Annotated in this window: 14 protein-coding genes; 13 read left to right on the top strand and 1 reads right to left on the bottom strand. The window is 47.5% G+C overall.

What is annotated here, in order from left to right; all coding sequences use genetic code 11:
* Positions 1-29: 29 nt before the first annotated feature.
* Complete coding sequence (gene murA / locus AS034_RS16720; RefSeq protein ID WP_032086913.1) at positions 30-1,340, top strand: UDP-N-acetylglucosamine 1-carboxyvinyltransferase; 1,311 nt, start codon at positions 30-32, stop codon at positions 1,338-1,340.
* A gap of 589 nt (positions 1,341-1,929) precedes the next feature.
* Positions 1,930-2,943 carry a stage II sporulation protein D gene (spoIID, locus tag AS034_RS16715; RefSeq protein WP_058299426.1) on the top strand — a complete coding sequence of 338 codons (1,014 nt, stop codon included), beginning with the start codon at positions 1,930-1,932 and terminating at the stop codon, positions 2,941-2,943.
* 313 nt (positions 2,944-3,256) lie between these two features.
* On the opposite strand, the gene AS034_RS16710 is transcribed toward spoIID, so the two are convergent.
* A complete protein-coding gene (locus tag AS034_RS16710; protein WP_032086911.1) occupies positions 3,257-3,688 on the bottom strand; it encodes a VanZ family protein in 432 nt (143 codons plus the stop codon).
* 233 nt (positions 3,689-3,921) lie between these two features.
* On the opposite strand from AS034_RS16710, the gene AS034_RS16705 reads away from it, so the two are divergent.
* The 11 genes from AS034_RS16705 to AS034_RS16650 all read left to right on the top strand — a co-directional run bounded on the left by AS034_RS16705 (position 3,922) and on the right by AS034_RS16650 (position 14,856).
* Complete coding sequence (locus tag AS034_RS16705; protein ID WP_058299425.1) at positions 3,922-4,830, top strand: stage II sporulation protein SpoIIQ; 909 nt, start codon at positions 3,922-3,924, stop codon at positions 4,828-4,830.
* Positions 4,831-5,126: 296 nt separating this feature from the next.
* Positions 5,127-5,309 carry a hypothetical protein gene (locus tag AS034_RS16700; protein WP_058299424.1) on the top strand — a complete coding sequence of 61 codons (183 nt, stop codon included), beginning with the start codon at positions 5,127-5,129 and terminating at the stop codon, positions 5,307-5,309.
* 196 nt (positions 5,310-5,505) lie between these two features.
* Positions 5,506-5,808, top strand: a complete 303-nt coding sequence (locus AS034_RS16695) for a DUF4212 domain-containing protein (protein WP_032086908.1) — start codon at positions 5,506-5,508, stop codon at positions 5,806-5,808.
* Positions 5,809-5,956: 148 nt separating this feature from the next.
* Complete coding sequence (locus AS034_RS16690; protein ID WP_058299423.1) at positions 5,957-7,624, top strand: sodium:solute symporter family protein; 1,668 nt, start codon at positions 5,957-5,959, stop codon at positions 7,622-7,624.
* On the top strand, positions 7,605-9,491 hold the full coding sequence (locus AS034_RS16685; protein WP_058299422.1) for a DUF294 nucleotidyltransferase-like domain-containing protein: 1,887 nt from the start codon (positions 7,605-7,607) through the stop codon (positions 9,489-9,491). Before AS034_RS16690 ends, AS034_RS16685 begins: the two co-directional genes overlap by 20 nt.
* Positions 9,492-9,498: 7 nt before the next feature.
* Positions 9,499-10,167 carry a 3'-5' exonuclease gene (locus tag AS034_RS16680; RefSeq protein ID WP_244888183.1) on the top strand — a complete coding sequence of 223 codons (669 nt, stop codon included), beginning with the start codon at positions 9,499-9,501 and terminating at the stop codon, positions 10,165-10,167.
* A 579-nt stretch (positions 10,168-10,746) separates the two neighbouring features.
* Positions 10,747-11,007, top strand: coding sequence for a sporulation transcriptional regulator SpoIIID (gene spoIIID / locus AS034_RS16675; protein WP_032086905.1), 261 nt, complete (start codon positions 10,747-10,749; stop codon positions 11,005-11,007).
* Between the two features lie 704 nt (positions 11,008-11,711).
* A complete protein-coding gene (gene mreB / locus AS034_RS16665; RefSeq protein WP_058299420.1) occupies positions 11,712-12,731 on the top strand; it encodes a rod shape-determining protein in 1,020 nt (339 codons plus the stop codon).
* A gap of 94 nt (positions 12,732-12,825) precedes the next feature.
* Positions 12,826-13,665 carry a flagellar hook-basal body protein gene (locus tag AS034_RS16660; protein ID WP_058299419.1) on the top strand — a complete coding sequence of 280 codons (840 nt, stop codon included), beginning with the start codon at positions 12,826-12,828 and terminating at the stop codon, positions 13,663-13,665.
* Positions 13,666-13,722: 57 nt separating this feature from the next.
* Entirely contained in the window at positions 13,723-14,565 is an 843-nt protein-coding gene (locus tag AS034_RS16655; RefSeq protein WP_058299418.1) for a flagellar hook-basal body protein, read from the top strand.
* Positions 14,566-14,580: 15 nt separating this feature from the next.
* Positions 14,581-14,856, top strand: coding sequence for a DNA-directed RNA polymerase subunit beta (locus tag AS034_RS16650; protein WP_058299417.1), 276 nt, complete (start codon positions 14,581-14,583; stop codon positions 14,854-14,856).
* Positions 14,857-14,918 lie beyond the last annotated feature (62 nt).

Here is a 14,918-nt window from a genome sequence, read left to right as displayed (position 1 = left end):
AGAGAAATTGGACGCGGAGGGGAATACTCTTGGAAAAAATTATCGTCCGCGGCGGTCAGCGTTTAAGCGGTACTGTGCAAGTTGAAGGAGCAAAGAATGCCGTTTTACCTGTTCTCGCTGCTACATTATTAGCAAGTGAAGGAAAAAGCAAAATTACAAACGTACCACCACTCTCCGATGTATATACGATTAATCAAGTATTACGTCATTTAAATACAGATGTTGAGTTCCATAATGATGAAGTGGTCGTTAATGCATCAAGGGAGTTATTTGTAGAAGCCCCATTCGAATATGTCCGCAAAATGCGTGCATCCGTTCTTGTAATGGGATCGCTTCTTGGACGTACCGGAAAAGCAAGGGTGGCACTGCCAGGCGGATGTGCCATCGGTTCAAGACCAATCGACCAGCACCTTAAAGGCTTCGAAGCAATGGGAGCCAAAGTAAAGGTCGGTAACGGATTCATCGAAGCGGAAGTCGATGGACGATTGAAAGGCGCGAAAGTATACCTGGATTTCCCAAGCGTGGGTGCCACTGAGAACATCATGATGGCAGCAGCCCTGGCTGACGGGACTACGATCCTTGAGAACGTTGCAAAAGAACCTGAAATCGTCGACTTGGCAAACTTCATCAATAAAATGGGTGGAAACGTAGTCGGTGCAGGAACAGGAACGATCCGCATTGAAGGTGTGGAACGCCTTTACGGTGTCGAGCACAGCATCATTCCTGACCGCGTCGAAGCGGGAACATTCATGGTGGCTGCAGCCATCACAAAAGGGGACGTCCTTGTAAAAGGCGCGATTCCTGAGCATTTATCTTCTCTAGTTTCAAAAATGGAAGAAATGGGCGTTACCATCATTGACGAAGCTGAAGGTCTGCGTGTCATCGGACCTGACAAGTTGAAGTCCGTCGACATCAAGACGATGCCACACCCTGGGTTCCCGACGGATATGCAGTCACAAATGATGGCTCTGCTTCTAGCAGCGGAAGGTACAAGTGTACTCACCGAGACTGTCTTTGAAAACCGCTTCATGCACGTGGAAGAATTCCGCCGCATGGGAGCTGATATCAAGATTGAAGGCCGCTCTGTCATCATGCAGGGACCTACAGCCCTTCAAGGCGCTGAAGTTGCGGCTACCGATTTACGTGCGGCAGCTGCGCTTTCCATCGCTGGTCTGATCGCTGACGGCTACACTCGTGTAACCGAACTCAAGCACCTCGACCGCGGCTATGTAAACTTCCACCAGAAGCTTGCAGGCCTGGGCGCAGACATCGAGCGCGTAAAAGAAGTCGAAGAAAACGATGCAGCTGTTTCAGAACAGAGCATGTTAAAAGACGCATAATCGCAATTGTATAGATAGAAAAGGTAAGCTTTCCTGGTTTGGGGGGCTTGCCTTTTTTGTTTTGAGTGATAGCAGTTTAGCCAAGCCCGTCCTGTTATGAATTTCGATAATAAACCGGTCTGGTCGATTATAACTGGACAAATTCAATTTGAATCGGGTAATCTTCAATCATAACGAACTAATAGTGATAATAGAAAAAGTTGTTTCGATAATAAAAAGTTGATTTTCAATAATAAAACCCGAGTTTCCGATAATAAATTGTTAAATATCGATAATATCGCTGAAGAAGAGGCATAATTTATTGCTTAAGACAGGAGCATTTTATGCATTTCCCTCCATAGAGGTTTTTTTCAGGTCTAAGGAAAAGACAATAATAAGATTCCCGCTCCTTTTGATGACAAAAGAGCAGTTTTTGAGCAAAAAACGAAGAAAATAATATTAAGCTTAGCAGACAATGACCGAATAAAATCTCCACCCCATCAAAACAACTTTCAATCATAAAAGCTTGTCCACTACCATACATATGAAAAGGAATGGAGAAGTGTGAAAAGGCACTCTCCTATTTAATCTTTCATTGGAGGCAGCGAACATGACGCATTTAAAACCAGTACTGATCGTCTTCTCAATCTTCATTTGCATCATCTTTATCGTACCCACTCTGCTTGTGCTTCCGTTTTCATCGGACAAAGAAAAGACCAACCTGAATGAGAAACTGGAGGCCGGCCCCGGAATCGGTGAGCTCGCAGATTCAGTCGAGGTGGCGGTCTACCGGTCTGGCAAGGAAGTGATCGAAAAGCTGCCGCTTGAGCAGTATGTAGTAGGGGTGCTTGCTGGTGAAATGCCTGCAGATTTTGAGAAAGAAGCACTGAAAGCACAGGCGCTTGCAGCAAGGACATTCATCGTAAACAAAATGATGATGGGAGACTCATCCCTTCCTAAAGGAGCGGATGTCACCGATACCATTGACGATCAAGTTTTCAAAAATCCATCCGAACTTGCAAGCCTTTGGGGTGCGGATTCAGAATGGAAGCTGAAAAAGATATCGGAAGCGGTCCTCGAAACGAAGGGACAGGTGCTCACATATAACGGGAAGCCGATCACGGCGGCCTTCTTCTCGACAAGCAATGGATACACGGAAAATTCAGAAGCCTACTGGCAAAATGAAATCCCGTACCTAAGGAGCGTGAAAAGCCCCTGGGATGAGAAGTCTCCAAAGTTCACAGATCAAAAAATCATTCCGATCACAGAGTTTGAGCAGAAGCTAGGTGTAAAGCTTCCGAAGGACGGCTCGGTTGGCACGATCACATCGCGTACAGAAGGGAAGCGGGTCGCCAACGTCGACATCAACGGAACGTCATTCACCGGACGTGAAATAAGAGATAAGCTCGGTCTTAAATCCTCCGACTTCTCCTGGTACCTGAAAGACAGCCACATCGTCATCTCGACCAAAGGCTACGGCCATGGGGTCGGAATGAGCCAGTACGGTGCCAATGGCATGGCGAAGGAAGGAAAGGACTATAAGGAGATCGTGACCCACTATTATAAGGGAGTGAAGATCACGACATCGGAGAAGCTGCTGCAGAAGGTGACTGCGCAGCGGTAAGGATGATGAAGGGGAGGCGCTGATGCGGATTTCGTCGTGCCAAACTAGTGGTGCCAGGCACAGATTGGCGGATTTGTTCCTGGCACAGGAAGCCTGATATGTGCCAGGCACCGGGCAGGGATAGGGATATTAAGCCTGGCATCGAACGGGTATGTTGAGCCAGGCTCATTTCAGCGGTTTTGAGCCAGGCTCAAATCAATGGTCCTGAACCAGTCTCGATCAACCCCCATGTACCAGGTACACGCCCCAACCAACAAACCAACCAAAACCAAAAAAAGATGGATTCCTCCCACCCCGGGAGAATCCATCTTTTTTAATTAAAATACCCTTCAACCCTCTTCATATATCTCGTCAGCCCATGCCCCGAATTCCTGAAGTAAGTCCGGTTCACGATCCAGAACAGGGCGGTCACTCCGATCAAGTCCTTTGCAGCATCGATCATCGTCGCAGACCTGTATGGTACGAATGATTGATGGATTTCGTCGACGAACCCGTAAAATATCGCAATCAGTGCGACAGTGAAGTTTATGGTGTAGCCGAGCATGCCATGTGCGAGCAGTGCGAGTACGAATAATCCGTACAGGATCGCAAATTCGATGAGGTGGAGTGATTCCTTGATGAACCGGTCCCATCCGCTGTCAGGAAAGCGGATGACCGCGTCATCGGGGTTGCTGGACATGACCCACACCAGCATCATATATAGAAAAGGCGCAGCTGTAAGGGCGGATTTTAGCAGTGTTTTCACAGTCTATCGTCCTTTCATTTTACGTTAATTGTAAAAAATACTTCCTCATTGTATCATGTGAAAACGGTTCACCTGACGGCTAAATATTGCAGTTCTATGAAGATTCCTGAAAAAAGTTTGTGATTCTGTACATAATTCATTTCACTTTGTCGAAAGATAAGAATTAAAAATTTTTTTGGACATGCGTATATATTTTCAGAATTCTGTTCAGAATGATTGCTGAGGTGATGAAAATGAGAGAGGAAGAAAAGAAATACACTTCTCCAAAATTTTTGAAAAGACGTTGGGCATACCCAGCAATCTATCTGGCAAGTGCAGCAATCATTATCACAGGAATCCTGTGGTACCAGGCAGGGAATGATGACGAAAAGGCCGAGGATTACAGCTATGATGTTCCTACTGATAACGAGTTCAACCAGCCTGCAGAAGAAGTCAATCGTTCACTGGAAAACTTCGTAATGCCTGTTTCAAGTCCGGAAGACACAGTCATCGAAAAAAACTTCTACGATGCTGAAGCTTCTGCCGAAGAACAGGAAGCCGCTTTAGTCGTGTACGGCAATATGTACTATCCGAACCAAGGGATCGATATCTCGAAGGATGGGAAAGAATTCGACGTACTGGCTGCCATGAGTGGAACTGTCACAAAGGTTCAGGAAGATTCATTACTGGGCAACACAATTGAAATCGAACACAGCAAGGGTATCGTCACTCGTTACCAATCAGTCAAGGATTTTGAAGTAGCTGTCGGGGATGTAGTGGATCAAGGTCAAGCGATTGCAAAAGCAGGAAAATCTTTATTCAATGAAGATGCGGGTGTACACGTACACTTTGAAATCCGCAAAGACAGTGTGGCTGTCAATCCAATCAACTATTTCAACAAGTCTCTTGCCACTCTTCAAGAAGCCAAGCTTGATGAGCAGAAAGTTTCCGGCGATCAGCCTGAAGCCGAAGCCGCTCAGGAAGATGCAGTAAAAGAAGACGCTGCTGCACAAGATGAAGCTAAAGCTGAAGAAGGCGCTGAAGGTGCCGACGAAAAAGCAGACCCATCGGATGCTGAGCAGAAGGACAGTGAGTCCAATGCAGATGCACAAGATGAAGACGCTGAATCAAACGCTGACACAACTCAAGAAGACCAAGAATAATAAACGGACCGACCGGCATGGAGCCGGCCGGTTTTTTAGTGTTTATAAAAAAGTTTCGACCAGGTTCGACACCTTTATATTATGTTAGTAGAATATCGGATTCACGTAATTGACCATTCATCGCAATATTTTAGAGAAAATCCTTATAGTTATAAAATAGTCCCCTGCGGCGATAGCTGCTTTGTCGGAATTTAGTTATTGAAAAAGCTTTTCCATATAAAAGATAATGAGGGCACGAATAAATTTCAGAAAAGTTGAATAATTATGACAGCGGTTACATAACAGGAGGTGAAAGTTTGCTTTTTTTCATCGCGTTACTCCTGGTCACAGGAGCCAGCATCGTGTTTGCCATAAAGAAAAAAAGGGCCGTATTTTTAGTCCTGCCGTTCTTATCCATGTTTATTTATTTTATTGTTCAGATCGCTCTGGTTCCGATGCCGTTTTTTGAAACAGTGAAGTTTATCTTCAGTCTTAGATAGAGGCAGCTTTCTTAAAAAATGTTGATTTGCGTACAACACACCAAATTCTATTTGGGTGTGGATACGTGCTCTTTTCGAACTCGATATTCAACAAAGCTTGGCCTTAGCCAACGAAAATACCTAAGATCCGGTATTTTCTAGTTTGGAAAGCTCCAAAGTTTGCGAAAAGAGCCTAGATAAAAAAAGGGGGATTTATATGAAGAAGATTGACCGTGCGAAAGCGGATCAGTATTTCAAAGAGAAAAATCGTTATATGGCCTTATACCTTGTTATCTGGTTCATCAGTTCGTTTGTCATGGTATTCTTCGCGGAAAGTCTATCATCTTTCTCTATCAACGGGTTTCCGTTCCATTATTTCATGGGGGCACAAGGCTCGATATTGATCTTTATCATCCTTCTTTATGTGAATGCCGTCGTGGCCGACCGCATCGACCGTAAATATGGTATCGATGAAAGCAAGAATGAGCAGGTGAGTTACGGGAAAACACTTGATCATTGATCGTCATGTATAGAAAAACAGTCCTGGAAAAGGAGCAGCTGTAAAGTGGACCAGCCATGGCCGGCGAAAAATGGCCGGACTGAAGCCTGCTTAAAAACGATACAGGGCAATAGAGAAAGAACAGCAGACAAAAGGGGGAAATCGGTTAATGGATGTACAGTTTATCGTGTCAACGGCTATTATTCTTGCAACATTTGCATTGTATATCGGGATAGCGGTTTACAATAAAGCGAAGGCGACATCAGATTTCTATGTTGCCGGCCGCGGGGTGCCGCCTGTCTTCAACGGGATGGCGATCGGCGCGGACTGGATGAGTGCGGCTTCATTCATCGGGCTTGCCGGTACGGTCATGATCCTCGGCTATGATGGCCTTGCCTATATCATGGGTTGGACAGGCGGTTACTTACTGCTGACCTTCCTGCTTGCACCACAGCTCCGCAAATACGGGCGCTATACGGTGCCAGAGTTCATCGGTGACCGTTATAACAGTCATACGGCCCGCGTCATTGCGGCCCTCTGTACAATCATCATCAGTTTCACCTATTCGATCGGACAGCTTTCCGGTTCCGGGGTCGTCATCGGACGCCTATTTGAAATCGACGCGAAAGTCGGAACGCTGATCGGGGTCGTACTAATCGCCTTTTATTCTGCATTCGGCGGTATGAAAGGGATTACGTGGACCCAGGTGGCGCAATATATCGTGTTGATCATTGCGTATTTGATTCCGATCATTTTTATGTCCCTGCAGATCACGGGGAATCCGGCTCCATGGATATCATACGGTGAGCTCGTCGGGAAAATCGGGGAGCTTGACCGCGAGCTCGGGGTCTCGGAATACTTTGCTCCGTTTACTAACGGGACGAAGTGGCAGTTCCTCGCACTTATGTTTACATTGATGGCCGGGACGGCGGGTCTTCCGCACGTCATCGTCCGTTTCTATACGGTTTCCACGATGAAAGCGGCCCGCTGGTCGGGGGCCTGGGCACTTCTTTTCATCGGGCTTCTATATCTGTCGGCGCCTGCATATGCTGCGTTCTCCCGCTTCATTTTAATGACAAAGGTCGCGGGGAGTAAAATCAGTGAACTGCCTGCCTGGACGGCTTCCTGGGTGGATACAGGAAAGCTGCAGGTAGCGGATGCGAATGCTGACGGCATCCTGCAATGGAAGGAGATCGTCATCTCGAACGATATCGTCGTCATGGCGACGCCAGAAATCGCAAACCTCGGCGTGTTTGTCATAGGTCTAGTCGCAGCGGGTGCGATGGCAGCGGCATTATCGACTGCCGGCGGATTAATGATCGCCATATCGTCTTCATTCGCACACGATATTTACTACCGTGTATTCAAGCCGAATGCGACGGAAAAGAACCGTCTGGCCGTAGCCCGATGGACAATCGTCATCGCAACACTTGCTGCAGGTCTGGTGGCACTGAATCCTCCGGGAGTCATCACCCAGATCGTTGCGTGGGCCTTCGCGCTCGCCTCTGGAACCTTCTTCCCGGCTCTCATTCTCGGAGTCTGGTGGAAACGTTCCAACGCACAGGGGGTCATTGCCGGCCTCCTGGTCGGACTGGGCGTCACACTCACGTATATCTTCATGGCAAGGGCGGGAGTCAATGTGTTCGGCATCATTGATACAGGTGCAGGCGTATTCGGTGCCGCAGCCGGATTCATTGCGAATATCGTCGTCTCCTTGATGACGAAGGCGCCTGATCAAAAATACCAGGATGAAGTGACGAACCTTCGTTATCCTGAGCAAATGACATTCAAAAACGGGGACGTTTGGGTGGACGATGATGTCAACTTCAAAGCCTGATCAACCCTTTAAAGAAGCTGTACTGCTTCATCCCTTCTTCAAGGGGATGGAGCGCGGTACAGCTCTTTCCCTTTTTTCACGATGTAAAAAAGTGACCGCAGCGAGGGACGAGACCATCCTGAAAAGCGAGGAAAATCGTACAGGTCTCTACCTTGTCATTGAAGGGGAAGCAGAAGTCGTCGTTAAGAAGGATACCGAGGAAGTACTGGAAGTCATATCGGGAGGCGGCATCGTCGGTCTTTCCTCGCTCTATTCTTTTATGGAAAAAGAAGAAGTCGATGAAGGGGTCTACGCGTCTGTGGAAGTGAGAGCCAAGGAAGAGAGCCTGCTTTGCCTCGTCCCTTACAGCGGATTGAAGGAATGCTGGAAAGAACCGCATTTACAGGAATTTTTATTAACTGAAACGTCCAGGCGGCTCCAGGATATCTATTACTCTCTATCCGAAAGGGTCGGAGTATCGTACGGGCTTCAGGAACGTTCGACGATTTTAAAAAGAGTGAAAGAAATCATGATTGATAACGTCAAGACAGTGGACAGTGATGCGACGGTTCAGGAAGCGGCGCATATCATGGGAACATATCGGGTCAGTTCGGTTGTTGTACTTGATCACAGCGGGGTTGCCGGCATATTGACCGAGAGGGATATCGTCACCCGATACATAGCGGGGGACATCCCCCTTGCCGGAAAGGTGAAGGAAGGCATGACAGCACGGCCGGTCGTGATTGATCAGGAGGAATATCTGTACGAAGCGCTTGGGAAGATGCTGGATCATTCAATCAAGCACCTCCCTGTCACTGCAAAAGGAAAGCTGGTAGGGATCGTCACCCTCTACGATGTGATGAAGGCTAATCATATTGGGACTTTAACGAGTGCTCATAAGCTTGAAGATCGAACTTTCCCTTTGGTTAAAATAAATACTGCCATCGAATCGATCTTCCATCAATTGTGGAAGGCACACGCGCCGGTCTTTCACATATTGGATGTTATGTCAGGTCTCCTTGACAGGCTGTATAAGAGGATCCTGAATGAAACAGAAGAGGAGCTATTGGAAGAAGGAAATGCGAAGCCCTGCAGCTATGCCTTTTATGTGATGGGCTCTGCGGGAAGAAGAGAGCAATTCATGATGACGGATCAGGATCATTTCCTGGTATATGAAAAAGAGGGCGGTCGTTTTGATGATTATTTCAGATGTTTTTCCGAACGGGTGGTGAAAAAGCTGGAGGAAGCCGGGCTGAGGCGATGTGACGGGCAAATGATGTCCTCCGAGTCCGCCTGGAGAGGCAGTGTGAACCAGTGGGAAGAACGAGTCAGGCGCTGGTCAGTCCGGTCTTCTGAGGACACCTTGTTGAAGGCACAGAACTTCTTTTCTTTCAGGGTGATCGACGGAGATGGGCAGGTTCAGAAGGCATTTGAGGAAGCCCTGGAACGGCAATTGAGGAATGCGAAGATCCTGCTGGCAAGGATGGCCCAGGTCGAGAAGACAAAGCCTGTCCCGGTCCTGCACTCATCGATCCGGTCCCTGCTAGGGTTGCAGCGGAAGGAATTCTCACTGAAGAAAGAAATGCTTTTCCCATTCCATCACGCCCTTCAAATCCTGAACCTTTCGCATGGGAATCTGGCCGGGTCCACATTGGAGAAGATAGCGTTCCTGGTTAAGAAAGGCTCGATTACCCCCGCTTTTGGCGAAGATTTAAAAGATGCATTTGAGGAAGTGATGAAACTCAATATGGAGATGAAGCGAAATAAGAAAGGCGATACGGTACAGCTCTCCACCCTTACAACGAGGGAGAAGGAAAGCCTCTACCACAGCGTGAAAACGATACGGGAATTCCAGAACATGATGCTCTCCCATTACTCACTGGCATAGAAGGGAAGTGACTCCATTCATTTTTTCTAAAAAGAAACTCACCTGTCCTATTGTCTACGATACGATCCCGCTGAACAAGCCAATCGGGGAAATGACCTTCATTGTGTTCGACACTGAAACGACCGGATTCCGTGTCAACGCCGAAGACCGGCTCCTTGAAATCGGGGCAGTCCTGGTGGAGGGGAAAACAGTTAAAGAAAAAATAACCTTTCAAACATTTTCAAATCCCAATCGACTTATTTCTCGGGAAATAGCCGAATTGACTGGAATCACGGCAAATGATGTCGAACAAGCGCCGTCAGCCTTTGAGGCGATCTCAGCTTTCTTTGATTTCCTGGGCGAAAATAAAACGGATTGCCTTGCCGGTCACTACGTCAGCTTTGATGAGCTTGTGCTTAGGAGTGAACTGAAGCGAACAGGGTACAGCCTGAAAATGCCTCCAAGCATCGATACACTGAACCTCATCGGATACCTGGCCCCATCCTATGACATGCGGGATCTCGAGCGATACGCTCAAATCTTCGGCACCCGCATGTACCCGAGGCACCGGGCCGTCAACGATGCACTCACCACAGCCTATCTATTCGTCGAACTCCTCGAACTGCTTAACGACCGAAAAATAGATACATGGGGAGAGCTGCTGAGAGTAAGCGGGTCGGGGGGACAGGTCCCTTGACCCGTTATTTTTTTGTGGGGTCTTTGTGTTGATGTTGGTGCCTGGCTCAATTCAGGGGTTTTGAGCCAGGCTCAGTATGGGTGATCTGAGCCTGGCTCGTCTTAACCAGATTAAGCCAGGCACCAGGGGGAAGCACCGGTCGAATTGGTGGATTGGCGAGTGTACATGGTACAAATTCACCTCTGTGGACCAGGTACATATCGCCTTGCTTGTACCAGGTGTAAACGGCTGCAAATATTACCTGATACCCGGATCTGCAGCCAGCAAAAGAACATATGCCTGATTTATTTATCAGAAAATTCCCGGCAAACCTTGTCCTTATTGTCTTTTTTGTGCATATATGGGGACCTCGGCTAATAAAATGAAACAAACCTATCAAAATAGAGAGTGTTTGAGGTGAGGAATCGTTTCAACCTACTACTTCCACAGAGCCGGGGAATTTGTCCATACGCTGCAAGATCAGGAAGCCCAGCATTAAATAAAGCTTTCTGCCGCTGATTGCGGTCTATACTATTTCATTATTGATCCAGCGAGTCTCATTTCACACTTCTCACATCCAATTCAGGGAGGTCGAGTGGTGTGCACGATTACATCAAAGAGAGAACAATCAAGATTGGAAAGTATATCGTGGAGACGAAGAAAACCGTTCGTGTCATTGCGAAGGAGTTTGGCGTGTCCAAAAGTACTGTTCACAAGGATCTAACAGAACGCCTGCCAGAGATTAATCCGGAACTAGCAAACGAAGTCAAAACGATACTTGATTATCATAAATCAATCCGACATCTGCGAGGCGGTGAAGCCACCAAACAAAAGTACAAAAAAGAAGAGCTCCACAGCTGACCAAAATACGCCAAGCTACGCATCTTTGCGCTTGGTGTGTTTTTATTTTGGTCCGGAAAAGCGGTGCTTGGCACAAATAGGCGGCTTTGTGGCAGGCACCGCTTTTTATTGAGAAGATTCTTTGACCGAGCGCTCAGTCACCAACCGGAAGTTGGCTGGGGGTTGGTTGGGATTTGATGGGGTGAGAAAAAATATGTAATTCCCCTCACCAGAAGTAGATTGGAGTGGAAGGCGGAGACTCCTGCGGGAAAAGCAGCTAATGTGAGACTTGTCCAGCTCCGGAGGCTAGCCCCTCGAGGTCATAAGCTAAATGGACCAAGAAGGCAAAAAGCGCCTTCCAGGCCCATTCATCTTATGCTTGTCGGGGCTGGGCAAGCCTCCTCCGCTTTTCCGCCCGCAGGCGAATGCCGAGGAGGCTCACGAGCAACCCGCGGAAAGCGAAGCCTTCCACGGAAATCAACTGCGGTATACAGCGGCCCACACCCATTTTAACCTCCCTGTAACAAAAAACACCAAACCAACATCCTTTTTCAAATAAATAACAATATTAATACATTTTTTTGACAAAGAATACGTACTTTCGACATATTTGTGGTAAAATAATATATTGGGTGAAAGTTTTACCTTATCGTTATAACGTAATTACATACAACAAATTAACTGCACGTATAAATGACTGGAATCGTAGAAGGGAGTAACACGAAATGTTTGCGAAAGATATCGGTATTGACCTTGGGACGGCGAATGTCCTGATTCATGTTAAGGGAAAAGGGATCGTTCTGAATGAGCCATCGGTTGTGGCGCTTGATAAGAATACGAATAAAGTATTGGCGGTAGGAGAAGAGGCACGCCGCATGGTTGGGCGTACTCCGGGGAACATCGTGGCGATTCGTCCGTTGAAGGATGGTGTCATCGCAGATTTCGATGTAACGGAAGCGATGCTGAAGCATTTCATAAACAAACTGAATGTTAAAGGCTTTTTATCAAAGCCCAGGATTCTCATCTGCTGCCCGACGAATATCACAAGTGTTGAGCAGAAGGCGATCAGGGAAGCGGCCGAGAAGAGCGGCGGCAAGAAGATTTATCTTGAAGAAGAGCCTAAGGTGGCTGCGATCGGCGCAGGTATGGATATCTTCAATCCGACAGGTAACATGGTTGTCGATATCGGCGGCGGCACGACGGATGTTGCGGTCCTTTCAATGGGAGACATCGTGACGGCACAGTCGATCAAGATGGCCGGGGATAAATTTGACCATGAAATCCTGAACTACATTAAAAAAGAGTACAAGCTTCTGATCGGTGAGCGTACGGCGGAAGACATTAAAATCAATATTGGAACAGTTTTCTCCGACAATCGCGAGGACGGGGAAGAAGTGCAGAGTGAAATGGACATCCGTGGACGTGATATGGTTTCAGGCCTCCCACGTACGATTACGGTTACTTCCAAGGAGATTGAAGGAGCACTTAAGGAATCAGTCGCTGTCATTGTGCAGGCGGCTAAAAATGTTCTTGAGAAGACTCCGCCTGAGCTTTCTGCGGATATTATCGACCGAGGTGTTATCATCACTGGCGGCGGTGCTTTATTGCACGGTATGGATCAGCTTCTTGCAGAGGAATTGAAGGTACCTGTCTTTAAAGCGGAGAATCCGATGGACTGTGTGGCAGTCGGCACTGGCATGATGCTTGAGAACATTGATAAAATTGCCCGCAGAAAAATCGGCTGACAGGAACTTTTTGGAACTGACAAAATTATAGTTAAAGTCGATCCAGATCATCCGATAACAGGATGGAAGAGTGAAATCGTAAAGAGGTGGAAGTATGTTTCGAGGTTTTTATAGTGCTGCAACCGGTATGCTTGCCCAGCAGCGAAAAACAGAAATGCTGACCAATAATATGGCAAATGCGAATACTCCCGGTTACAAGGCTGACCAGGCATCCTTGCGCGCTTTTCCCGAAATGCTGTTGGAGCGTTTGGACTCGGCTCAGGTTCCTACGGAGAAGGGATTATCAATTCCTTTCAACCAGAGGGTGGGTAAGTTGAATACGGGCGTTTATATGCAGGAGACGACCCCGAACTTTTTGCAGGGTGACCTTCAGGAAACAGGCAGGAATGCTGATATTGCCCTTATAAACGGGACGATGCCGATTGATGGGGATACAGGGGTTCAAGGATCTGTGTTTTTGACTGTGGAAGGCGCAGACGGTCCCCGTTACACACGCAACGGGAATCTGACGGTGAATGGAAACGGCTTTTTGACAACGAACAGCGGCTTTTTTGTGCTCGATGAGAATGGCAACAGGATTCAGCTTCAATCGGATGATTTCAAGATTGGTGATAACGGGGAAATCCTTGTCGACGAAGCAGAGGCCGCTCGATTGGGTATCGGGTTTTCTGAAAATCCGAACACTATGATCAAGCAGGGAGATGGTCTGTTTGCAATGGAAGGCAATGCTGCTCTTCCAAACGCATTTGAAGCAGAAGGCGTCATTTTTTCAACAAAGCAGGGGTTCCTTGAACGCTCGAACGTTGACGCATCCAGGACCATGACCGACATGATGACCGCTTACCGTTCGTTCGAGGCGAACCAGAAAGTCCTTCAGGCTTACGACCGCAGCATGGAAAAAGCAGCAAATGAAATCGGCCGGGTAAACGGATAGTCATCCTTTTGAAATAGAAAATTCACGTGAAATACCTTATAATAAAGGGGAATTGACATGAACCGGACCATGATCACAGCGACGAATACGCTGGGACAATTGCAGAAACAAATGGATATGATCGGTCATAATTTGTCGAACGCAGAGACGAACGGCTACAAACGCCGAGAAGCTTCATTTTCCGAAATGATGGTGCAGAACGTCCGAAACCAGGAAAGAACCAAAGATGAGACAGGCAGGCTCACTCCATTCGGGATCCGGTCAGGCGTCGGTGCAAAGTTGGGACAGGCCCAGCTTATCCTATCACAGGGGTCGCTCAGATCCACTGGACGCTCACTGGATTTTGTGTTGACGAATGAAAGACAGTATTTCAAGGTGCTGGCTCAAGACGGTGACACGAACTCCGTGCGTTATACAAGGGACGGTGCGTTCTTCGTCAGTCCGATGGGGAACGGTGACTCGATGCTGGTGAATGCTGCCGGCCAGCCTGTCTTGGATGAGAACGATAATTACATAACGTTTTCTGAGGATGCTTCACAGTTTGATTTGGGAGACAACGGGGTTCTCACGATTTCCGGGCCGAACGGACAGCAGGAGCAAGTGAATTTAGGAATAGTTTCCATTGAAAAACCTCAGTTTCTCAGTCAATATGGAAGTAACTTAGTAGGTCTTCCCGAGAATATGGCCGGACTCGACGTCGATATGGATGAGGTGCTCACCAATGTGACAGGCGGAGAGAGAGCGGGTATTTCCATGGTTCAGAATTCTCTTGAAGCCTCAAACGTGGATATAGGAAAAGAAATGACCGATATGCTGAATGTTCAACGATCCTATCAGTTCCAGGCGCGTTCAATCTCGCTTGCCGACCAGATGATGGGTCTCGTTAATGGTATACGCTAAAAGGAGTCTTAAGCTATGAGTGAAAAAGAACTGGTACAAGAAGCGAAAACAAGGGAAACAGTAAAAGCCGAGAAAAAGGTGAAGCAAAAGGAAGAAGCAAAACCGCAGCGCTGGGTGCGCGTACGGATGCTTCCGATCTGGCTGCGGATCCTACTCGTCATCGTCCTTCTTGCTGCCAGTCTTGCATTTGGGGCAATGGTCGGTTACGGCGTCATCGGTGACGGCAATCCGGCCGACGTCTTCAAAAAAGAAACCTGGCAGCATATCATTGATATCGTTGTGAAAAAATAAGTAGAAGGCCCGTCCCTCAGCGCTTTAACGCATTGAGGGACGGGCCTTATGTCTTCTATGCG

Source organism: [Bacillus] enclensis, from assembly GCF_001456935.1.
In the GTDB taxonomy this organism is placed as follows: Bacteria; Bacillota; Bacilli; order Bacillales; family Bacillaceae_B; genus Rossellomorea; species Rossellomorea enclensis.
This window is presented reverse-complemented; position numbering and strand designations above follow the sequence as displayed.